Consider the following 20,201-nt stretch of genomic DNA (forward strand, 5'->3'; position numbering starts at 1 on the left):
ACCATGTCCGCTCCCGTCCAGGAGACCCTCGTCCTCGTCAAGCCCGACGGCGTCGCCCGCGGCCTCACCGGCGAGATCCTCCGCCGCATCGAGGCCAAGGGCTACCAGATCGTCGACCTCCGCATGGTCCAGGCCGAACGCGCCCTGCTCGAGCAGCACTACGCGGAGCACCAGGGCAAGCCGTTCTACGAGCCGCTCGTCGAGTTCATGGAGTCAGGCCCGATCGTCGCCGTGCGCGTCGCCGGGAACCGCGTCATCGAGGGGTTCCGCTCGCTCGCCGGCACGACCGACCCCACGGGTGCCGCCCCCGGCACGATCCGCGGCGACCTCGGCCGCGACTGGGGCCTCGCCGTCGCCCAGAACCTCGTGCACGGCAGCGACTCGCCCGAGTCGGCCGCGCGCGAGCTCGCGCTCTGGTTCTAGTCCCACGCGACGAGAGGGGCCGACCGGATGCCCGGTCGGCCCCTCTCGTCGTCCCGGGACTCAGCCGAGGAGCGTCGGGATGAGGGCCGGGAACGTCGAGATGATCGCGACGACGATGATGGCGTAGTTGAGCACCACGACCGCCCACGTGTACGGCGCGACGGCGTCGGCCGCCCGCCGGATCCCCGCGGGCAGCGGCAGCAGGCCGGCGCGCGCGGTGGCCGACAGCGTGCCCCACCACAGCGGGATCATCGCGCTCCAGACGAGCAGGCAGTACGGGCAGAGGGCGCCGATGACGAAGACGCTCTGGGTGAAGAGCCACGTCACGAAGACCCAGCCGCCGAAGGTCCCCAGCGCGAACAGCGTCCAGAACCAGCGCGCGAACCGGGCGCCGGCGAGCAGGGCCATGCCGATCACGATGGGCACCACGAACGCGGCCACCCCGATGAGCGGGTTCGGGAAGCCGAACAGCGACCCCTGGCGCGACTCGATGACGGTGGCGCAGGAGATGAACGGGTTGATGTCGCACGACAGCGACGCGCCCGGGTTCTCCAGGAGGTGCAGCCGGTCCAGCACGAGGACGAACGCGCCGAGCCAGCCGACGACGCCCGTGACGACGAGCAGGACGGCCAGCGAACGGGGATGCGCGGGGGCCCGGGTGGCGGTCATGCGGCGATCATGGCAGACGGGGGAGCGCCGACCCTGACGGCCCGGTGGGCGTCGGCGTGCGATACTGGCAGGCAGGTCGCCCCGCCGCGCGGGACGACCGCCATGAAGAGTCTTTCCCGGGGCAGACCCGGGCCGCCAGGCACGTCCGGCGGCGGATAGCCAGTTCCGTACCAGTGCGCACGACCGAAGCCTCGGGCCGGCCGTCGCAGACCAGGATCGACGGAGAGCCGCGTACGCGGGGATCCACTCGGAGAGCTACCGGGGTACGGCGCGGCCGTATCGACCGGTTGAGGAGTGCACCAGAGATGGTGGAGAGAGACGAGAACACCGGCAGGAGGCGACCCAGCCTCTTCGAGCGGCTCACGGGCCGCCGCGCCGAGACGACCGCGGCGACGGGGGCCGGCAGCACGCCCGCCACCCCTGGGTCCGCGACCCCCGAGGCGAGCGGCACGCCCGCCGCCTCCGAAGCGAAGGGCCACACCCTGAACGAGAACGACGACACCCGGACCACGCCCGACGAGACGGAGGCGCCGGTCGTCCGACGCTCCCGCCGCGCGAGCACCACCGCATCCGCGCCCGCGATCGCCCAGCCGGACGACGCCAGCGTCGACGCGTCCGCCTCGGCATCCGCCCCCGCGGCCTCCGAGGATGCTCCCGCCGCCGAGCAGCCCGCCGCCCGGGCTCCCCGGAAGCGCGCTCCGCGCAAGGCCGCCGTCCCCGCCGAGGACGCGGCGCCCGCGGCCGAGCCCGCCGACGTGGCGACCGACGACGAGCCCGCCGCGGCCGAGCCGGTCGAGGCGCCCGCCGCCGAGGCCCCCGCGGCTCCGGCCCGCGCCGTCCCGTCCCTCTCCGTCTTCTTCCAGGCCCCGGACATCGCGCCGCTGCCTCCCCGCCGCGAGCGGGACGACAGGCGCGACGACGCCCGCGACGAGGACGACGACCTCGACCGCGACCGCCCTTCGCGCTCCTCGCGCCGCGGCGGCCGCGGACAGGACCGCAGCCAGGACCGCGGCGTCAGTCGCGACGGCCGTGGCCGCGACACCCGCGACGACGACCACGACGACGAGGACGACTCGCCTTCGGTCCGCCGCCGCGCGCGCCGCCGCTCCGGCGAGGAGGGCCGCGACGGCGACGACGCGCCCGGCACGGTCGTCAAGGTCCGCACGCCGCGCGAGCCCGAGCTCATCACCGAGCCGCAGCGGATCAAGGGATCCACGCGGCTCGAGGCGAAGAAGCAGCGCCGCCGCGACGGTCGCGACGCCGGACGCCGCCGTCCGGTCCTCACCGAGTCGGAGTACCTGGCGCGTCGCGAGTCCGTCGACCGCAGCATGATCGTGCGCTCGCGCGACGGCAAGATCCAGATCGGCGTGCTGGAGGACCAGGTGCTCGTCGAGCACTACGTCGCCCGCGCCGACGAGGCGTCGCTCATCGGCAACGTGTACCTCGGCCGCGTCCAGAACGTCCTCCCGAGCATGGAGGCCGCCTTCATCGACATCGGCCGCGGCCGCAACGCCGTGCTCTACTCCGGCGAGGTCGACTGGGAGGCCGCGAACGCCGACAAGGGCGGCGGCAGCCACGCCCGCCGCATCGAGGTCGCGCTGAAGCCCGGCGACCGCGTGCTCGTCCAGGTCACGAAGGACCCGGTCGGCCACAAGGGCGCCCGCCTCACCAGCCAGGTGAGCCTCCCCGGCCGCTACCTCGTGTACGTGCCCAACGGGTCGATGAACGGCATCAGCCGCAAGCTCCCGGACACGGAACGCGCGCGCCTCAAGAAGACCCTCAAGGAGGTGCTCCCCGAGAACGTGGGCGTCATCGTCCGCACCGCAGCAGAGGGCGCGACCGAGGAGCAGCTGAAGCTCGACGTCGAGCGCCTCACGTCGCAGTGGGCCGAGATCAGCCGCCAGGTGGAGAAGGCGCAGGCGCCCGCGCTCCTGCACTCGGAGCCGGACCTGCTGCTGAAGATCATCCGCGACGTCTTCAACGAGGACTTCCGCGAGCTCGTGATCGACGGCGGCGACGCCCAGGAGATCATCGAGGGCTACCTCCGCGGCGTGGCGCCCGACCTCATCGACCGGGTGCAGACGTACTCGGGCGAGAAGGACTCGTTCGACCACTACCGCGTCAGCGAGCAGATCGAGAAGGCGCTCGACCGCAAGGTCTGGCTGCCCTCCGGCGGCTCGCTCGTCATCGACCGCACCGAGGCCATGACCGTGGTCGACGTCAACACGGGGAAGTTCGTCGGATCCGGCGGCAACCTCGAGGAGACCGTCACCAAGAACAACCTCGAGGCCGCGGAGGAGATCGTCCGCCAGATGCGCCTGCGCGACATCGGCGGCATCATCGTCGTCGACTTCATCGACATGGTGCTCGAGTCCAACCGCGACCTCGTGCTGCGCCGTCTGGTGGAGTGCCTCAGCCGCGACCGGACCAAGCACCAGGTCGCCGAGGTGACGTCGCTCGGGCTCGTGCAGATGACCCGCAAGAAGCTCGGCCTCGGGCTGCTCGAGTCGTTCTCGGAGAACTGCGAGACGTGCGCCGGGCGGGGGATTATCATCCACCACGACCCGCTCATGGCCCACAAGCAGACGCCGCAGGAGCCCGTGCAGGGCCAGGGCCAGGGCCGTCGTCGCGGCGGCAAGGGCCAGCAGGAGCACGGCAGCGGGAACGGCGGCAACGGCGGTGGTCGCGGGAACGGCGGCGGCCAGGCGCAGCCGGCGCGCACGCCCGCGGCCAGCACGCACAGCATCACGGACGACGCGCGCTCGGCCCTCGCCAAGATCGCCACGAGCACCATCCAGACGGTGAACGAGGCGATCGACCGGGTCGAGGACGTCGTGCGCACCCCGGACGAGCCGGCCGAGGCCGCGCCGCAGGTCGACAGCGCTCCCGCCACGGAGCAGTCGCGCGGCGACCGTCCCCGACGGAGCCGCGGGGGCCGGGGACGCGCGTCGTCCACGACCGCTGAGGCCCCGGAGCGCCCGGAGCCGCCGGTGACCGCCGACGAGACGCCGGCCGCCCCCGCGGAGGACCCGACGCCCGCCGACGCCGCCGTGGAGGAGCCCGCCCTGTCGACGCTCGAACCGCGCGAGGCCATCCGCCTCGAGCCGGTGCAGATCCTCGACATCCCCGTCGCGAGCACCCGCACGGCCCCGCGCCGCGTGAGCTCGGCCGACGCGGAGCAGCTCCTCGGATCCGTGCTCGACGCGCTGCCGCAGCCCAAGGAGCCCGGCCAGGGCCGTTCACGCAGCCGCCGGGTCTCGACCCCGACGCTGACGACGCCGGCCCCGGCCGACGACGCGAGCTGATCCGTCGGCCGCCCCGGGGCGGCCGACGGAGAGGGGGGCCCGGAGCATCCGCTCCGGGCCCCCTCGTCGTCCGCGACGCGCATGCCGGCGTCAGGAGGCGGGCGCGCGCCTCTCCCGCTGCGTGACCCGCAGGCCGCTCGCCTGCAGGCGCCGCACGAGCTCGCGGTTGGAGACGGCGACGGCACCCCGCGCCACCAGCTCCGCGTGGCGCTCCTCGGGAACGTCGTAGTGGTCGCGGTCGAAGGCGCGCTCCGGGATGTCGGCCGCGCGGGCGAACGCGTGCAGCTCCTCGAGGGACGCGTCGCTCACGAGATGCGCCCAGAGCCGGCCGTGCGCGGGCCAGGCCGGTCGATCCAGGAGCACGCTCATCCTCCGAGCTTAGGCAGGCCGCGCCGCGACGGGAGGACGTCGCGCGCTGCCGGCGGACCGCGACGCGCCCGGCGCGCATGCGCGGGGACCCGGACCCCGTCGCGTATGATCGACCCAGGACGCCGGGGGTCCACGGAGTTTGACCCCTGTCCGGCGTTCCGGTAACGTGAGTCGCTGGCATGCGCCGATCCGCTGAGATCGTGCGCCTGCGGCAGACTTCCTCCAATGATTCGGGCCACAGGGCGTCAAGTCCCCAGTGAGTCAAGCCCGCGAGAGAAAACAGGTACGGAAAAGTGGTTTACGCAGTTGTGCGCGCCGGCGGTCGGCAGGAGAAGGTCGAGGTCGGGACCATCGTGACGATGGACCGGGTCAAGAACCAGCAGAGCGGCAAGGTCGTGCTCCCCGCGGTCCTGCTCGTCGACGGCGACACCATCACCACCGACGCCGCGAAGCTCGCCGACGTCACCGTCAGCGCCGAGATCCTCAACGACCTCCGCGGTCCCAAGATCGTCATCCAGAAGTTCAAGAACAAGACCGGGTACAAGAAGCGCCAGGGGCACCGCCAGGACCTCACGCGCGTCCAGGTCACCGAGATCAACTAGCACCTCAGACCGCAGGGAGATACAGATGGCACACAAGAAGGGCGCGAGCTCTACCCGCAACGGCCGTGACTCGAACGCCCAGCGCCTCGGCGTGAAGCGCTTCGGCGGCCAGGTCGTCGGCGCCGGCGAGATCATCGTCCGCCAGCGCGGCACGCACTTCCACCCCGGCGTCAACGTCGGCCGTGGTGGCGACGACACGCTGTTCGCCCTCTCCGCCGGTTCGGTGGAGTTCGGCGTCAAGGGCGGCCGCAAGGTCGTCAACATCGTCGTCCCGGCCTAGCGCAGGCCGACAGCACGGACCCTGCAGCGGCACTGCCGCGCAGCACCTCAAGGGCGGGCCACCTCGGCCCGCCCTTGCGTGCGTTCCGCAGGGGAACACCTCCAAGAAGAAACGAGCGACAGCCATGGCGACATTCGTCGACACCGTGACCCTCCACCTGCGGGCGGGAAACGGCGGCAACGGCTGCGTCTCGGTCCGCCGCGAGAAGTTCAAGCCCCTCGCGGGACCCGACGGCGGCAACGGCGGCAACGGCGGGGACATCGTCCTCGTCGCGGACCCGCAGGTCACCACGCTCCTGGCCTACCACCGCGGGCCCCACCGCTCCTCGCGCAACGGCGGTCCCGGCATGGGCGACCACCGTCACGGCACGCTCGGCGAGGCGCTCGAGCTCCCCGTCCCCGTCGGCACAGTCGTCAAGGACGTCGACGGCAACGAGCTCGCCGACATGGCCACGCCCGGCATGCGCTTCATCGCCGCCGAGGCCGGCCAGGGCGGGCTCGGCAACGCCTCCCTCGCCACCACGAAGCGCAAGGCCCCCGGATTCGCTCTGCTCGGCACGCGCGGCTACGAGGGCGACGTCGTCCTCGAGCTGAAGGTCGTCGCCGACGTGGCGCTCGTGGGCTACCCCAGCGCCGGCAAGTCGAGCCTCGTCGCCGCCATCTCGGCCGCGAAGCCCAAGATCGCCGACTACCCCTTCACCACGCTGCACCCGAACCTCGGCGTCGTCGAGGTCGCGGACTCGCGCTACACCGTCGCCGACGTGCCCGGCCTCATCGAGGGCGCGAGCGAGGGCAAGGGCCTCGGCCTCGAGTTCCTCCGCCACGTCGAGCGCTGCTCGGCCCTCCTGCACGTGCTCGACTGCGCGACGCTGGATCCCGGACGCGACCCCATCTCGGACCTCGACATCATCCTCACGGAGCTCGCCGCGTACCCGGTGCCCGACGGCCAGGTGCCGCTCCTCGAGCGCCCCCAGCTCATCGCGCTCAACAAGATCGACGTGCCCGAGGCCCGGGAGCTCGCGGAGCTCGTGCGTCCGGAGCTCGAGGCCCGCGGCTACCGCGTGTTCGACATCTCCACGGTCAGCCACGACGGACTGCGCCAGCTGTCCTTCGCCCTCGCCGAGCTCGTCGAGGACGCCCGGACGAAGGCCGCGGAGGAGCCCGCGGCGCCGCGCATCGTGCTGCGTCCCCGGGCGGTCAACGAGAAGCCGTTCGTCATCCGCGTCGACGGCGGCAGCTACGGCGACGTCTACCGCGTGATCGGCACCAAGCCCGAGCGCTGGGTGCAGCAGACCGACTTCACGAACGACGAGGCCGTCGGGTACCTGGCCGACCGTCTCGCCAAGCTCGGCGTCGAGGACGGCCTGTTCAAGGCCGGCGCGGTGGCCGGATCCAGCGTCGTCATCGGCGAGGGCGACGGCATCGTCTTCGACTGGGAGCCCACCCTCACCTCCACCGCGGAGCTCATCACGAGCCCCCGCGGCGCCGACGCCCGCGTCGACCCGATCAGCCGCCGCACCAACCAGGCGCGCCGCGAGGACTACTTCGCCCGCATGGACGCGAAGGCCGAGGCGCGCGCGCAGCTGGTGCGCGAGGGCGAGGCCGGCCTCTGGGCGGACGAGGACGGGACGGACGACGACACGTCCTCCGACGCGAAGGCGTAGCGGGTGGGCACGGCCTCGCGTGCGGGGATCGCATCCGCGCGGCGCATCGTCGTGAAGGTCGGGTCGTCCTCCATCAGCGGGGACAACGCCGGGCAGATCGCGCCCCTCGTGGACGCGATCGCGTCCGTGCACGCCCGCGGCGCCGAGATCGTGCTCGTCTCCTCCGGCGCGATCGCGACCGGGATGCCGTTCCTGCGCCTCGACGACCGCCCGGCCGACCTCGCCACGCAGCAGGCGGCGGCCGCCGTGGGTCAGAGCGTCTTGATCTTCCGGTACCAGGAGAGCCTCGACCGCTACGGCATCGTCGCGGGCCAGGTCCTCCTCACCGCCGGCGACCTCGCGGCACCCGACCACCGGGAGAACGCGCAGCGCGCCATGGAGCGGCTGCTGGGACTCCGGCTGCTGCCCGTCGTGAACGAGAACGACACCGTGGCCACGCACGAGATCCGCTTCGGCGACAACGACCGGCTCGCGGCGCTCGTCGCGCAGCTGGTCGAGGCCGACCTGCTGCTCCTCCTCTCCGACGTGGACGCGCTCTACACGCGGCCGCCGCTGGAGCCGGGCGCCCGGCGCATCGAGCACGTGGCGTACGGCGACGACCTCGCGGGCGTCGAGATCGGCAGCACCGGCACGGGCGTCGGTACCGGGGGAGCCGTGACCAAGGTCGCGGCCGCCCGCCTGGCGGCCGAGGCGGGCACCGGTGTCCTGCTCACGTCGACGGCGCAGGTCGCCGCCGCCCTCGCCGGCGACCACGTCGGCACCTGGTTCGCGCCCCGGAGCTGAACGTCCGGTCACCCCGCGCAGGCCGGGGCGCCTGGCTAGGCTGCCGTGCATGCCCTCGAACGTCCCCGGAGCCCCTGCCGTCGCGCCCGCAGCGTCCACCAGCGCGGCTGACGCGCCTCCGCCTGACGCGCTCGAGCGGATCCTCGTGGCCGCCCGCACGGCGTCCGCCTTCCTCGCCGCCACCACCGCCGGCCGCCGCGACACCGCGCTCGACGCCATCGCGACGGCCCTCGTCTCCGACGCCGAGCGCATCGTCGCGGCCAACGCGGACGACCTCGCCGCCGGCCGGGCGTCCGGGCTGGCCGCCGGCCTCCTCGACCGCCTGACGCTCGACGCGCGGCGCGTGGCGGCCCTGGCCGACGCCGTCGCCGGGATCCGGTCCCTCGACGACCCGCTGGGCCACGTCGTCCGCGGCCGCACGCTCCCGAACGGCCTGCTGCTCGCGCAGGTGCGCGTGCCCTTCGGCGTCATCGGCGCGATCTACGAGGCCCGTCCCAACGTCACGGTCGACATCGCGGCCCTCGCCCTGAAGAGCGGCAACGCCGTCGTGCTCCGCGGCGGATCCGCGGCGCTGCGGACCAACGCCGTCCTCGTCGAGATCATGCGCGGCGCCCTGGAGCGGGCCGGCCTCCCGGCGGACGCCGTGCAGACCGTCGACGCGCACGGCCGCACGGGCGCCGCCCGGCTCATGCGGGCACGCGGCCTCGTCGACGTGCTCGTGCCCCGGGGCTCCGCCGAGCTCATCCGCACCGTCGTCGAGGAGTCGACCGTGCCCGTCATCGAGACCGGCGCCGGCGTCGTGCACGTGTACCTCGACGCGTCGGCCGACGCGCGCATGTCCGTCGACATCGCGGTCGACGCCAAGGTCAGCCGCCCGAGCGTGTGCAACGCGATGGAGACGCTGCTCGTGCACCGGGACGCCGCCCCGCGCGTCCTCCCCGCCGTGCTCGACGCGCTCCGCGACCGCGGCGTGACGGTGCACGGCGACGCCGCGGTCCGCGCGCTGTGGCCCCACGCCGTCCCCGCCACGGACGAGGACTGGGCGGCCGAGTACCTCTCGCTCGACGTCGCGGTGCGCGTCGTCGACTCCCCGGAGGACGCGGTCGCCCACATCGCCCGCTGGTCGACGCACCACACCGAGTCCATCGTCACGTCCGACCTCGCCGTCGCCGAGCGCTTCCTCGCCGCCGTGGACTCTGCCGTCGTCATGGTCAACGCGTCCACGCGCTTCACCGACGGATCCGTGTTCGGGTTCGGCGCGGAGGTCGGCATCTCCACGCAGAAGCTGCACGCGCGGGGTCCGATGGGCCTGCAGGAGCTCACCAGCACCAAGTGGATCGTGCGGGGCAGCGGCCAGGTCCGCGGCTGACGGCACGCCCGGCGGGCGTGCGCCCCGTGCGGGGGCCCGCCGGTAGGATGGCAGGCGCCGCCTCCGCTCGACGGGGCGTGCCACGAACGGAGATCCCATGCACGCGCTGACCACCACCATCCTCGCCGAGACCGAGCACGCCATGGAGCTCGCGGCCCCGCTCTGGGTGTTCCCGGCCGTCGCCGCGGTCGTGTTCCTCGCGCTCGGGGTGGTCATGTTCAGCTTCCGCGACGTGAGCAACCGCCACTCGGAGAAGTGGGGCAAGCCCCCCGTGGCCGAGCAGGGCCACGGCACCGCCGACTCGACGCACTGAGCGCGAGCATCCGCCAGATGACGACACCCGCGACCCCGCGCCTCCGCATCGGGGTCATGGGCGGCACGTTCGACCCCATCCACAACGGCCACCTCGTCGCCGCGAGCGAGGTGCAGCAGCACCTCCAGCTCGACGAGGTGATCTTCGTCCCCACCGGGCAGCCGTGGCAGAAGCATACCGTCACGGACGGGGAGCACCGCTACCTGATGACCGTGATCGCCACCGCGGCCAACCCGCGCTTCACCGTCAGCCGCGTCGACATCGACCGCGCGGGCACCACGTACACGATCGACACGCTCCGCGACATCCGGCGCACGCACCCGGACGCGGAGCTCTTCTTCATCACCGGCGCGGACGCGATCCAGCAGATCCTCGGCTGGAAGGACGTCGCGGAGCTGTGGGACCTCGCGCACTTCGTCGCCGTCACCCGCCCCGGGCACGACCTCACCGAGAGCGGCCTGCCGCACGCCGACGTAAGATTGCTGGAGGTCCCGGCGCTGGCGATCTCCTCGACCGACTGCCGGATCCGAGTCGGACGCGGTTTCCCCGTGTGGTACCTCGTCCCCGACGGAGTCGTCCAGTACATCTCCAAGCACCACCTGTATCGGAGCCCGCAATGACCCCCTCCCACGATGCGCCCGACACCGGGCCCACCTCGTTCGACGACGGTCCCGCTCCGGCGACCCTCGGCCTGAGCCGCCGCGAGATGCGCGCCGCGGAGCGCGCCCGCGCGCTGGCGCTCGGCATCGACGAGGCGGACGACGCCCCGGCCGATGGGGCGGCATCCGTCGAGGATCCCTCCGCGGCGGCGGTTCCCGCCGGTCCCTCGGACGCCGAGTCCGAGGCCTCCACCTCGGCCCCGGCCGGCGGCGTCGGGTCCGACGACGCGACGACGCCGTCGCAGCCCGCCCCCCTCTCCGCACCGGGCGTCGGCCCCGACACGTCCGCGATCCTGCTGTCCGGCGGCGTGCTCACCCGTCGCCAGCTGCGCGCCATCCGCGAGGCCGAGGAGGCCGCCCGCCAGCAGCGCGGATCCGATCACGATGACGCCGAGTCCACGCCGGCCGAGTCCATGCCGGCCGGATCCACCCCGGCCGTCGACGACGCGCCACCGCCGTCGTCCGAGACGTCCGTCCCCTCGTACGCGCGCTACGGCCGCGGGTCCCGCGCGACGCCGCGACCGCGTGCCCCGTACGGGAGCGCGTACCGTCGTGCCGCGCTCGCGGATGCCACGGATGGTGCCGCCCCCACTGCCGAGGACGACCTCCAGGCGACGTCGGGCGATGCGTCGGACCGCCAGGCGACCCCCGCCGAGACGCCGTCGGCATGGCCCTTCGCGCCGATCCTCCCGTCGGGCGACCGCGACGCTCGCGATGTGGACACCTCGGGCGAGCAGCCGACCGTCCCGCCCCTCGCGTCCCACGTCCCACGCCAGGACGAGGATCCGCGCCCCGCGCCGTCCCTCGAGCCCACCCCGTGGATCACGGGCTCCGCCGAGCCCTCGATCGAGCCGGCATTCGGCACGCGCGCCTCCACCGCCGCCGCGGACCTCCCGGGCGATCGGACGGAGACGCCCGACGCCTCCGGCGCCGCGTCCGCCGCGGATGCCGTCGCAGCCGACGTGCCCGACACCCGAACGCCCTTCACCCCGCCGGCCGGGCACTGGTCCGTGCAGGACCAGGTCGACGAGGACCAGCCCCACACGGGCAACCACTTCATCCTCCCGACCGTGCCGCACGCCAACGACATGCAGCAGGCGCTGAACAGCACGGGCGAGATCATCATCACCGGGTCGATCGACCTGCCCCGCAGCCTCGGCTCCATGGGCACGCACCCGGACCGCTTCGACACCGCGGACATGGACAGGATCCTCGAGCAGGGCGACGACCACGACCACGCCCCGGGCGGCACCGACTCGGAACCCGTGCGCGCCAGCCGGGCCGTCAGCACCCACACCTCGACGCGCGCCGTCGTGCAGCCGCCGCCCCGCAAGCGCTTCACCGCGCCCGTGGTCGCGGCCGTCGCAGCCGGGGGAGTCGCCGTCATCGGCGCGGGCCTCGTCATCGTCGCGTTCATGACGAATGTATTCTGATCGTCTGATGCACCATCCCACCCGTCCCGGAAGGACTCTGTGACCGCTTCTCCCCGCGCCCTCGACCTGCTCAAGGTCGCCGCCTCCGCTGCCGACTCCAAGCAGGCCATCGACCTGGTCGCGCTCGACGTCTCCGGGCCCCTGCCCCTCACCGACGTCTTCCTCATCGCCTCGGCCCGCAACGAGCGGAACGCGCAGGCGGTGGCCGACGAGATCGAGGACAAGATGATCGAGGCCGGCGCCAAGCCGCTGCGCCGCGAGGGGAAGAGCGAGGGGCGCTGGATCCTCCTCGACTTCGGCGACGTCGTCGCCCACGTCTTCACCGAGGAGGACCGCATGTACTACTCGCTGGAGCGCCTCTGGAAGGACTGCCCCGTCGTCGCCCTCGAGATCGAGCCGACGGCCTCCGCATCCTGATCCACCCCCGTCCCACCCGCGAGGAGATCCCCGCGTGAAGTGCCCCAAGGACTCCGCGACCCTGGTCATGAGCGAGCGCAGCGGGGTGGAGATCGACTACTGCCCCGACTGCCGGGGCGTGTGGCTCGACCGCGGGGAGCTCGACAAGATCCTCGATCGCGCCGAGCAGGAGATGCGGCCCCCGGCACCGGCCGCGCCTCCTGTGGCCCCGGCCGCACCGCTGGGCGGCTACCCGGATCCCGCGCGCGACGGCCGTCGGCGCGACCACGATGGCGATCTCCGCGACCGACGTGAGGGCGATCGCCGGAGCGGAGACGACCGCGACCGCTCGTACGGCTCGCGGGACGATCACGGGTCCGGATTCCCCTCCGCCGGGGGCTTCGGGCAGCGCGCCGGGTACGGCGGGAAGCGCCGCGAGAAGGAGAGCTGGCTCAGCGAGCTCTTCGACTGACCCGTCGTCCGGCGACGGCCGCCGTGGAGGATGCCCTGGTCATGGGGCGGTCGGAATGTGTAGTAATGTAGACGAGTCGCTTCCGCAGGGAAGCGGAGAACGGGTCTGTGGCGCAGTTGGTAGCGCACCTGCATGGCATGCAGGGGGTCAGGGGTTCGAATCCCCTCAGATCCACCGCACGAGCCCCGCACCTCATCGAGGTGCGGGGCTCTTCTCGTTCGCGGTGGCCGTCCCGTCGCACTGAACACTGCATCAGCTGATCGGCGTCGGCTACCGGCGAGAGCCGCCCCGACATCGGCGCTGCGCCGACGTCACCGGCGCGCGCGCCGCATGGCTCGGAACCACCGCGGCGTCACGAACGGCGGCAGGTAGAACCCGCCAATCACACCGACGAGCATGACTCCGATCACCACATGGCGCGTCCAGTCCGGCACGGGGCGGAACCAGGACAGAGTCGAAGCGATGAGCATGGCGAGCCCGTACCAGAAGAGGCCGAGGACGAAGAAGTGATAGCCGCCTCGGGACCAGGAGCGCCTGAGTCCCGTGTACGCGAGGAGCGCCACGCACGTGAGGGCGGCTCCGAGGAGGGTCAGCATCATCGCGGACCGGCGGCGGAGTTTCTCCAAGAATCGAGCCGTCCCCTGAGCGGCTGCGTCATAGCTGGCGAGTCTTCATCCGTCGCGACTTCTACTGGATATCCCCGTGGTCGTCCTCCATCGCTCGAGAGGGGGGGCAGACAGGCGAACTGGCCACGACTGCGCTCATCGCGTCCCCCGGCGCATGGCTCGAAACCACCGCGGTGTCATGAACGGAGGCATATACCAGGTCCCGCCTCCGCCAGCGAGCAGGATCGCGATGAACGCGAAGCGCACCCATCCGGGTAGCGGCTCTAGATCGCTCGTCGCTCCGATCAGGAACGACCCAAAGCCGAACCAGAACAGACCGAAGACGTAGAAGTGGAAGCCCTGGCGTGCCCACGATCGCCACACGCCTGTGTATCCGAGGAGCCCGATCGCCATGAGGAGCACGCCGAGAGCGCATGCCATCGGTCTCCTCCTGCACGATCCCGGAAGCGTCAGGATAGAGCCGATGCGTGAAGGTGATAGCTGTCTCTCCACACGTAGACAAACGTCGGAGGACGGGCGGAGACCGATGCCGTGAGGACAAGCGCATCAACGAGGTTCGTCACGGCATCCGATTCACGTTGTATGCCGGTCCACTTCGAGGACCTAGCGGGTCCGATTCGGGCTCGTGCTCCCGCACCCTCGGCCAGGAGAACGATGACCCGATACTCGGATCGATAGTCTCGGGATCGGGACTGCCGTCCGGGGACGGCATCGCTATGATCGCGTTCGACCGCGCGCGATGAGATCCCATATCGCGGTGAGGACCCAGTCAGATGGGACGAGCTGCAGCCTGCAGCCCTCGTCGAAGCGTCGGCGCAGGTGCGTCGCGCCATCGATCACGACGATCGGGACGCCTTCCTCCGTCTTCGGATCGCCGACGACGAACGACGTCCATTCGCCGGGCCAGCGATGCGCCAACCCTGATGGAGCCCAGTCGGGGATGTCGACGTGCTCCCCTCGCACACGGGCGTCGATGACCTCATCCGAAATCACGTGATCTTCGGTCTCCTCGCCGTCGACGAAAGGCCAGAAGGGGTTGAGGGGCAGCCAGGCCGTGAGACGAGCGACAGCGGCCGCAAACGACAGCACGTCCACCTTCTCCCGATCGCCTTCATTGCTCACGGTCACGCTCCCGACGCCCGGCTGCACCCACAACCGCCAGGAATGCGTGCCAGCCGGCGTGCTCCTCTCCGCGACGAGCTTGTAGCGCGCCGTTCTGATACCCGTGGTGAGTTGGACCCCATCCGGAGTCAGGGCGCCGAAGCGACCGGTGAGGCCGGCCTCGCGGAGCGCGACGCCCACGGGCGAGTTGCGTCGCGTACCGCTGACGAGCCCGCGACCCCTGATCTCGCACAGCTCGTGCATCGAGCCCTTGGGCAAATTGAATCGCGCGGACGGCAGCGCCTGCTGCCGCGTCGTTTCGAGTGCTTCCAGTGGCTCTCCGAACCTCTCGGACGCGAACTCGTCAATCGAGGTTGTCAACGTCTGCTCCCTCCAACGGGCTGAACGTGGCGATTTCGTCGAAGACCCGGGACAAGTCGTAGTACCGTTCGAATCCCGCGCTGCACGTCAGATCGATTCGACCCCGTGAGGACGTGGCGGTGAACTTGGAGACGGCTACAGAGAATCCGTCGTGCTCGTAGATGAATTGCATTCGCCTCCGGAAGATGCCGTGGGACCATGGAGACACCGAGATGACGTGTGACCACGGTTCCATGCGAAGCGCTTCGGACACGGCCGCGGATGAGTCGTCGACGAGGGAGCCGGCCGAATCGATGACAGACAGCACGATGTTCTCGCGGAACTCCGTGCTTGGTCTCTCTTTGCCCACGTACGCGGTCGCCGCGTTCCCCACCGATTCCTCGGTCCAGCCGCTGGGTACCCATATGGCCCCTATGGCACTCGGGCATGATTTCCAGCCCCGCTGCATGTTCGCGGTCTCATCGCTCATCGGCCCATACCATCCCATCCGGCTTTCACGTGCTCGCCGAGCTCCTTGCCCATGTCACTGCCCCACATTCCCCCTATCGCGCCACCGAGGATGCCGCCGATCACAGTGCCTGGGCCAGGGAAGACACTCCCGAATGCCGCACCGATCTCAGCACCGGCAAGAGCGCCGCCCCAACCCCCTGCCGCGGAGGCGGTCCCCACGATCGCTGTGTTCTCGGCGGCGGACTGCCGCTTGTGCGTCTCTGTCCACTCGGGATGGTCTTGCGTATCCCTCTGGTATTGGTCGGACCAGGCATCGGCGAATGTGATCGCCGTCCCGGCTATGCCCAGCGCCCCACCCGCTATTCTCGCCGACTTGAGCACCGCAGTGGGCGCTGCAGCCTCGTCGTTAACCAGCAGCAGATGTGATCGCGTCTCGATCTCCGGATCCACCTGTGGTTCCATCGACTGCGCGAGTTCCCGGCGCACAAGGAAGCCGTTCTCACGAAGAGAGGAGTAGTCCTGCTCCATCCACCTCTCCGTCACGACCACGGGAGCGGGTTCGTCAAAATCGGCGTTGACCGCGACCTCGAGTCTACGAACGCGTTTGAGGATGTCTATCGTGAATCCCATAGCCAGGCCGGCCGGTTCGTCCGAGAGGAAGCCGAGGGTATTTGTCACGGCGGAGGTCCCGCGGTACTTCGCCAGAGCCCGGAGGCGTCGCGCGCAGTCCTCATCGGCCGCGGCGACATCGCGGTTGAACTTCGCCACATCGTCGGCCAGCCGGCCGCCTGGGGTGTCCCGCGCCCCGATGGAGTCCTCGTCGTCGAAGGTGTCGTCCATGGAGGAGGTGTGCGCATCTACGTCCGAAGCGAGGGCGGCACGTCGGGTGGCGAGGTCGGCGAGCGTGGAGGCGTAGTCATCGAGCACGCGGCGGGCGTTCTTCGCCTCCGCCGCGACCATCTGGGCGACCGTCTTCGGGCCATCCATCGCGGCGTGGACACGGTCAGCACCAGGACCGTCATACACGTCCTCCGAGGCGAGCCCGGTCCACCCGGAGGCGACGGCATCCATCGCCCCGTCGAGCTGGGTGGCGACGTCCGCGAACTCTCCTGCCGCGATCTCGACGGCCGCGGAGCTGGGCACGTCGGCGAGGGTCCCGATCTCGAGCACTCGGAACCGCCCCAGCGGACATCCGCCACGTGCTTCGCGGCGTCCGTCGCCATCTGCTCGTCACCCTGCTCGTAGTCCGAGATGGAGGAGCGCGTCGCGGAGATCGCCGTGGCCACCTGGTTCTTCACGGCCTGGAGGTCGATCCCCAGGGGATCGATGCTGAGATCGGCGAGAGCGGCTGCCGCCTGGGAACCCGTGCCGACCGCTGCCGAGGCGTGGCCGATCGCGGTCTCCATCATCGTGGTCGCCTTCGCGATGCCCTCGGCGTCCGTCTCGGCCTTCGTGATGATCGCCCGTGCGAGCCGCCAACCGATCACGTGTTCCCCTCGCCGTCGTGACCGCAGGATAGTGACCTCGTGCCTCGGTCGGCGAAGACCATGCACAGCGGCGGTGTCCGCTCCCCGATCGGGGGACTGTCCTCCACTTGGAGGACCGGCGTACCGTTGCTCAGGTCATCGACCCCTGGAGCTCCACAATGTCGCACGCCACCCTGCACCGCACGCACACCACCGACCCGCACCGCACGTCGGTGGTCGGTTCCGCGGTGCTGGGCTTCATGTCCGCCTTCGTGGTGGGCGCGGCCGTGATCGTGACGCTCCTCATCACCTCCTTCGCGCAGGGGACCGAGGGCTACCCCGGACTCGACGTGCCGGGCGTGGTCGACACCCGCATCGACCACGGCAGCGTCGTGACGCAGATCGGCCCGGGCGGGTTCCTCTTCCCGCTGGCTGCGGGCCTCCTCGTGGGGCTCATCGTGGCCGTCGTCGTCTACGCGCGGCAGCGCCACGTCGAGGACTGAGCCGGGCCGACCCTGATCCCGCGAGCGCTTAGGGTCGAGGGGATGCATGCCCGTCCCGCCCGTCTCCGTCCACGGATCCGACGAGCCGCCCTCGTCGCGGCGACGACCGCCGTCCTCCTCCTCGTGAGCGGGTGCACCTCGCCGGACGTCGTCGCGCCGCCGACAGCACCGCCGACGGCCCCGCTCCGGGTGGTCTCCCTCGGGGACTCCTACTCCACGGGCACGGGACCGGCCGAGCCGCTGCCCGGCGACGCGGGGGTGTGCGGGCGCACCGTCGCCTCGTCCGTCCGGGTCGCCGCGGCCGCGGTCAGCGCGGATCTCGTCGACGCGGCCTGCGACGGCGCCAGCACCGCGGACCTCGTCGCCCCGCGCGAGCGCGGCGGACAGACGGTGCCCGCGCAGCTGGACGCTCTGACCGACGGCGCCGACGTCGTGCTCGTGCGCCTAGGGGGCAACGACCTCGGCTTCCCCGCCCTCGTCGGCGGGTGCCTCGCCCGGGATCCGGACGGGCCGGTGTCCGCCGGGCCGACGACGTGCGTGGACGCACTCGCGCCCTCGGGCGGGACCGACGCCGTCCGCGCCCGCATCGACGGCGCGGTGGCGACGCGTCTCGCCGAGGCCTTCGAGCGGATCCGCGCCGCGGCACCCGACGCCCGCATCGTCGCGCTCGGCTACCTGACCGTGCTCGGCGACCCGGATGCGCTCCCGGCCGAGGGATGCCTACGAGCCACGGCCACGTCGGCGGTCAACGGCCAGGTGCTCCTCGCCGACCGGGACGCGGTGTGGCTGGCGGGGATCCAGCGCGAGCTCGACGGGGCGATCGCGCGCGCGGCCGCCGACGCGGGCGCGCGATTCGTGGACCAGGAGACGCCGACGGCCACGCACGGAGCATGCGTCGGCGACGCGGGGGATCCGTATGTGGCTGGGCTCGGTGGCAGCGCGGGAGACGTGCCCCTCCATCCCAACGCGGCCGGACTGGAGTGGGAGTCGGGGGTCATCGCGGACGTGCTGCGCGAGGAGTCGGCGGCGCTCGGCCGCTGAACCGCGCCGCCGCCGGGGACAGGGATTCTTGGATCGTGTGGGTTCATGTGGGATCGTGTTGCTTCTCCCGCGGATCAGGGCTACAGTGCGAGGACGCGAGGCGACAGTGCCCCACGGAGTCGAAGGAGACCGCCCATGTACGCCGAAGAGCGCCAGGACAGGGTGGTCGCCCTCCTCGAGCGCACCGGCCGCGTGGCGGTCCTCGGCCTGGCCCGCGACTTCGACGTGACGACCGAGACCGTGCGCCGGGACCTGGCGCAGCTCGAGAGCCGCGGCGTGCTCCGCCGGGTGCACGGCGGCGCCGTCCGGGCTGACCGGTCCACCCGGGCCGAGGAGAGCCTCGACACCCGCGGTTCCCGCAACACGGAGGCGAAGGCGCGCATCGCCGACGCGGCCATGGCCTTCCTGCCCGCGAGCTTCGAGGGATCCATCGCGCTCGACGCGGGCACCACCACGGGCCTCGTGGCGGAGCGCGTCGCCGCCTGGCGGCCCGACGTCCCCGGCCGCACGCTCGTGGTCGTCACGCACTCCATGGCCGTCGCGCAGACCGTCACCCGCAACCCCGCCGTCGAGGTGCAGCTGCTCGGCGGCCGCGTCCGCGGGATCACGAGCGCCGCGGTCGGACCCGCGACGCTCGGTCAGCTGTCGCGCCTGCGGCCCGACATCGCCTTCATCGGCGCCAACGGGATCCACGCGGAGTTCGGCTTGAGCACCCCCGACGAAGAGGAGGCGGCCGTGAAGACCGCGTTGACCCGAGGATCCCGACGCGCGGTGGCGCTCGTCGACGCGTCGAAGGCGGGGGAGGAGGCGCTCGTCGGCTTCGCTGCCCTCGACGACCTCGACGCGCTCGTGACCGACGTCGCGCCCGGCGGCCCGCTGGCCGAGGCGCTGGCGGCGGCCGAGGTGGAGGTGATGGTCGCGTGATCCTCACCCTCACCGCCAACCCGAGCCTCGACCGCACCATCGACCTCGCCGGTGCGCTCGCGCGCGGCGCGGTCCAGCGCGCCCGGGGCGTCGCCGAGCAGCCGGGCGGCAAGGGCGTCAACGTCTCGCGCGCGCTCATCGCCTCGGGGCTCGACACGATCGCGCTGCTGCCCGGGCGCCTCGACGACCCCATGCTCGTTGCGCTGGCCGCCGAGCGGATCCCGCTCGACCACCTCGACATCGACGGCCGCGTTCGCCAGAACGTCACGCTGACGGAGCCCGACGGCACGACCACCAAGGTCAACGAGCCGGGGCCCGTGCTCTCCGCGGCCGAGGCGGACGCGCTGGTGGCCCTCGTCATCCGGCACGCGCGCCGGGCCAGCTGGCTCGTGCTGGCGGGATCCCTGCCGCCCGGCCTCGACGACGACTTCGCCGCGCGCGTGGTGCACGCCGTGCGCGCCGAGCTCGGCGACGCGGCACCGCGGATCGCCGTCGACTCGTCGGGGGCGCCCATGGCCGCGCTCGTCGCGTCCCACGCGGTCGTGGACCTCATCAAGCCCAACGCCGAGGAGCTCGCCGAGCTCGTCGGCCTCCCCGACCCGGATGCGCTCGAGGCCGACCCCCGGCTGGCCCACGACGCATCCCGCTCCCTCGTCTCCCGCGGCTGCCGGGCGGTCCTCGCGACCCTCGGCGCGCGGGGGGCCGTCCTCACCACGGCGGAGGGCGGGTGGCTCGCCACCATGCCCCCGATCGTGCCGGTGAGCACCGTGGGCGCGGGCGACTCGTCGCTCGCGGGCTACCTGCTCGCCGACCACCGCGGGGCCGGACCCGAGGGGCGGCTGGCGCAGGCCGTCGCCCACGGGTCCGCCGCCGCGTCCCTGCCCGGCAGCACCATGCCGTCCCCCGAGCAGACCCGGCCGGGCAGCGTCACCGTCCAGCCGCTCCTCCCGATCGCCGCCGATCGCTGACCCGT

22 protein-coding genes and 1 tRNA gene are annotated in these 20,201 nt (G+C 72.2%); 17 read left to right on the forward strand and 6 right to left on the reverse strand.

Annotated features, from left to right (window positions below; genetic code table 11):
- Positions 1 to 3 precede the first annotated feature (3 nt).
- Positions 4 to 423, forward strand: a complete 420-nt coding sequence (gene ndk, locus ITJ40_RS07535) for a nucleoside-diphosphate kinase (protein ID WP_194666449.1) — start codon at positions 4 to 6, stop codon at positions 421 to 423.
- A gap of 60 nt (positions 424 to 483) precedes the next feature.
- On the opposite strand, the gene ITJ40_RS07540 is transcribed toward ndk, so the two are convergent.
- Positions 484 to 1,092 carry a vitamin K epoxide reductase family protein gene (locus ITJ40_RS07540; RefSeq protein WP_194666450.1) on the reverse strand — a complete coding sequence of 203 codons (609 nt, stop codon included), beginning with the start codon at positions 1,090 to 1,092 and terminating at the stop codon, positions 484 to 486.
- A 305-nt stretch (positions 1,093 to 1,397) separates the two neighbouring features.
- Between ITJ40_RS07540 and ITJ40_RS07545 the strand changes: the two genes are divergently transcribed.
- Positions 1,398 to 4,397: an Rne/Rng family ribonuclease gene (locus ITJ40_RS07545; protein WP_194666451.1), complete on the forward strand. Its 3,000-nt coding sequence runs from the start codon at positions 1,398 to 1,400 to the stop codon at positions 4,395 to 4,397.
- 90 nt (positions 4,398 to 4,487) lie between these two features.
- Here the strand turns inward: ITJ40_RS07545 and ITJ40_RS07550 are convergent, their stop codons facing one another.
- Positions 4,488 to 4,766, reverse strand: coding sequence for a DUF4031 domain-containing protein (locus tag ITJ40_RS07550; RefSeq protein ID WP_194666452.1), 279 nt, complete (start codon positions 4,764 to 4,766; stop codon positions 4,488 to 4,490).
- 293 nt (positions 4,767 to 5,059) lie between these two features.
- Between ITJ40_RS07550 and rplU the strand changes: the two genes are divergently transcribed.
- From rplU to ITJ40_RS07605, 11 genes are all read left to right on the forward strand, one after another.
- Positions 5,060 to 5,368 (forward strand): 50S ribosomal protein L21, encoded by a 309-nt coding sequence (gene rplU / locus ITJ40_RS07555; RefSeq protein WP_012038175.1) that lies wholly within the window; start codon positions 5,060 to 5,062, stop codon positions 5,366 to 5,368.
- A gap of 25 nt (positions 5,369 to 5,393) precedes the next feature.
- Entirely contained in the window at positions 5,394 to 5,648 is a 255-nt protein-coding gene (rpmA, locus tag ITJ40_RS07560; protein ID WP_012299161.1) for a 50S ribosomal protein L27, read from the forward strand.
- 124 nt (positions 5,649 to 5,772) lie between these two features.
- Positions 5,773 to 7,311: a GTPase ObgE gene (gene obgE, locus ITJ40_RS07565; RefSeq protein WP_194666453.1), complete on the forward strand. Its 1,539-nt coding sequence runs from the start codon at positions 5,773 to 5,775 to the stop codon at positions 7,309 to 7,311.
- 3 nt (positions 7,312 to 7,314) lie between these two features.
- Positions 7,315 to 8,094, forward strand: a complete 780-nt coding sequence (proB, locus tag ITJ40_RS07570) for a glutamate 5-kinase (RefSeq protein ID WP_194666454.1) — start codon at positions 7,315 to 7,317, stop codon at positions 8,092 to 8,094.
- Positions 8,095 to 8,143: 49 nt separating this feature from the next.
- Positions 8,144 to 9,463, forward strand: coding sequence for a glutamate-5-semialdehyde dehydrogenase (locus ITJ40_RS07575; RefSeq protein ID WP_194666455.1), 1,320 nt, complete (start codon positions 8,144 to 8,146; stop codon positions 9,461 to 9,463).
- 97 nt (positions 9,464 to 9,560) lie between these two features.
- Positions 9,561 to 9,776, forward strand: coding sequence for a hypothetical protein (locus ITJ40_RS07580; RefSeq protein ID WP_015490178.1), 216 nt, complete (start codon positions 9,561 to 9,563; stop codon positions 9,774 to 9,776).
- A 17-nt stretch (positions 9,777 to 9,793) separates the two neighbouring features.
- A complete protein-coding gene (nadD, locus tag ITJ40_RS07585) occupies positions 9,794 to 10,396 on the forward strand; it encodes a nicotinate-nucleotide adenylyltransferase (protein WP_194666456.1) in 603 nt (200 codons plus the stop codon).
- The gene (locus tag ITJ40_RS07590; RefSeq protein ID WP_194666457.1) at positions 10,393 to 11,868 is read left to right on the forward strand and encodes a hypothetical protein; all 1,476 of its coding nucleotides are present in this window, start codon (positions 10,393 to 10,395) and stop codon (positions 11,866 to 11,868) included. The genes nadD and ITJ40_RS07590 overlap by 4 nt, the downstream gene beginning before the upstream one ends.
- Before the next feature lie 39 nt (positions 11,869 to 11,907).
- Complete coding sequence (rsfS, locus tag ITJ40_RS07595; protein ID WP_012299154.1) at positions 11,908 to 12,285, forward strand: ribosome silencing factor; 378 nt, start codon at positions 11,908 to 11,910, stop codon at positions 12,283 to 12,285.
- Between the two features lie 34 nt (positions 12,286 to 12,319).
- Entirely contained in the window at positions 12,320 to 12,736 is a 417-nt protein-coding gene (locus ITJ40_RS07600) for a zf-TFIIB domain-containing protein (protein WP_194666458.1), read from the forward strand.
- A 101-nt stretch (positions 12,737 to 12,837) separates the two neighbouring features.
- Positions 12,838 to 12,910: transfer RNA gene (locus ITJ40_RS07605), tRNA-Ala, on the forward strand.
- A 137-nt stretch (positions 12,911 to 13,047) separates the two neighbouring features.
- Here ITJ40_RS07605 and ITJ40_RS07610 read toward each other — a convergent pair.
- From ITJ40_RS07610 to ITJ40_RS07625, 4 genes are all read right to left on the reverse strand, one after another.
- Positions 13,048 to 13,335: a hypothetical protein gene (locus ITJ40_RS07610; RefSeq protein ID WP_194666459.1), complete on the reverse strand. Its 288-nt coding sequence runs from the start codon at positions 13,333 to 13,335 to the stop codon at positions 13,048 to 13,050.
- Positions 13,336 to 14,076: 741 nt separating this feature from the next.
- The gene (locus tag ITJ40_RS07615) at positions 14,077 to 14,844 is read right to left on the reverse strand and encodes a hypothetical protein (protein ID WP_194666460.1); all 768 of its coding nucleotides are present in this window, start codon (positions 14,842 to 14,844) and stop codon (positions 14,077 to 14,079) included.
- Positions 14,828 to 15,313, reverse strand: a complete 486-nt coding sequence (locus ITJ40_RS07620; RefSeq protein ID WP_194666461.1) for a hypothetical protein — start codon at positions 15,311 to 15,313, stop codon at positions 14,828 to 14,830. The genes ITJ40_RS07615 and ITJ40_RS07620 overlap by 17 nt, the downstream gene beginning before the upstream one ends.
- Complete coding sequence (locus ITJ40_RS07625; RefSeq protein WP_194666462.1) at positions 15,310 to 16,437, reverse strand: glycine zipper domain-containing protein; 1,128 nt, start codon at positions 16,435 to 16,437, stop codon at positions 15,310 to 15,312. The genes ITJ40_RS07620 and ITJ40_RS07625 overlap by 4 nt, the downstream gene beginning before the upstream one ends.
- A gap of 502 nt (positions 16,438 to 16,939) precedes the next feature.
- Between ITJ40_RS07625 and ITJ40_RS07630 the strand changes: the two genes are divergently transcribed.
- The 4 genes from ITJ40_RS07630 to ITJ40_RS07645 all read left to right on the forward strand — a co-directional run bounded on the left by ITJ40_RS07630 (position 16,940) and on the right by ITJ40_RS07645 (position 20,196).
- Complete coding sequence (locus ITJ40_RS07630) at positions 16,940 to 17,263, forward strand: hypothetical protein (protein ID WP_228511863.1); 324 nt, start codon at positions 16,940 to 16,942, stop codon at positions 17,261 to 17,263.
- A gap of 42 nt (positions 17,264 to 17,305) precedes the next feature.
- On the forward strand, positions 17,306 to 18,304 hold the full coding sequence (locus ITJ40_RS07635) for an SGNH/GDSL hydrolase family protein (RefSeq protein ID WP_194666464.1): 999 nt from the start codon (positions 17,306 to 17,308) through the stop codon (positions 18,302 to 18,304).
- Between the two features lie 135 nt (positions 18,305 to 18,439).
- Positions 18,440 to 19,228, forward strand: a complete 789-nt coding sequence (locus ITJ40_RS07640; RefSeq protein ID WP_194666465.1) for a DeoR/GlpR family DNA-binding transcription regulator — start codon at positions 18,440 to 18,442, stop codon at positions 19,226 to 19,228.
- Entirely contained in the window at positions 19,225 to 20,196 is a 972-nt protein-coding gene (locus ITJ40_RS07645) for a 1-phosphofructokinase family hexose kinase (protein WP_194666466.1), read from the forward strand. Before ITJ40_RS07640 ends, ITJ40_RS07645 begins: the two co-directional genes overlap by 4 nt.
- Positions 20,197 to 20,201: the final 5 nt, after the last annotated feature.

This window comes from Clavibacter sp. VKM Ac-2872, assembly GCF_015351105.1.
Classification (GTDB): Bacteria; Actinomycetota; Actinomycetes; order Actinomycetales; family Microbacteriaceae; genus Clavibacter.

What these genes read in the sequence shown, in the direction of transcription:
- ndk (WP_194666449.1), top strand. Translation starts at nt 4, where the DNA reads ATGTCCGCTCCCGTCCAGGAGACCCTCGTCCTCGTCAAGCCCGACGGC.
- ITJ40_RS07540 (WP_194666450.1), bottom strand. Translation starts at nt 1,092, where the DNA reads ATGACCGCCACCCGGGCCCCCGCGCATCCCCGTTCGCTGGCCGTCCTG.
- ITJ40_RS07545 (WP_194666451.1), top strand. Translation starts at nt 1,398, where the DNA reads ATGGTGGAGAGAGACGAGAACACCGGCAGGAGGCGACCCAGCCTCTTC.
- ITJ40_RS07550 (WP_194666452.1), bottom strand. Translation starts at nt 4,766, where the DNA reads ATGAGCGTGCTCCTGGATCGACCGGCCTGGCCCGCGCACGGCCGGCTC.
- rpmA (WP_012299161.1), top strand. Translation starts at nt 5,394, where the DNA reads ATGGCACACAAGAAGGGCGCGAGCTCTACCCGCAACGGCCGTGACTCG.
- obgE (WP_194666453.1), top strand. Translation starts at nt 5,773, where the DNA reads ATGGCGACATTCGTCGACACCGTGACCCTCCACCTGCGGGCGGGAAAC.
- ITJ40_RS07575 (WP_194666455.1), top strand. Translation starts at nt 8,144, where the DNA reads ATGCCCTCGAACGTCCCCGGAGCCCCTGCCGTCGCGCCCGCAGCGTCC.
- ITJ40_RS07580 (WP_015490178.1), top strand. Translation starts at nt 9,561, where the DNA reads ATGCACGCGCTGACCACCACCATCCTCGCCGAGACCGAGCACGCCATG.
- nadD (WP_194666456.1), top strand. Translation starts at nt 9,794, where the DNA reads ATGACGACACCCGCGACCCCGCGCCTCCGCATCGGGGTCATGGGCGGC.
- ITJ40_RS07590 (WP_194666457.1), top strand. Translation starts at nt 10,393, where the DNA reads ATGACCCCCTCCCACGATGCGCCCGACACCGGGCCCACCTCGTTCGAC.
- ITJ40_RS07610 (WP_194666459.1), bottom strand. Translation starts at nt 13,335, where the DNA reads ATGATGCTGACCCTCCTCGGAGCCGCCCTCACGTGCGTGGCGCTCCTC.
- ITJ40_RS07620 (WP_194666461.1), bottom strand. Translation starts at nt 15,313, where the DNA reads ATGAGCGATGAGACCGCGAACATGCAGCGGGGCTGGAAATCATGCCCG.
- ITJ40_RS07630 (WP_228511863.1), top strand. Translation starts at nt 16,940, where the DNA reads ATGTCGCACGCCACCCTGCACCGCACGCACACCACCGACCCGCACCGC.
- ITJ40_RS07635 (WP_194666464.1), top strand. Translation starts at nt 17,306, where the DNA reads ATGCATGCCCGTCCCGCCCGTCTCCGTCCACGGATCCGACGAGCCGCC.
- ITJ40_RS07640 (WP_194666465.1), top strand. Translation starts at nt 18,440, where the DNA reads ATGTACGCCGAAGAGCGCCAGGACAGGGTGGTCGCCCTCCTCGAGCGC.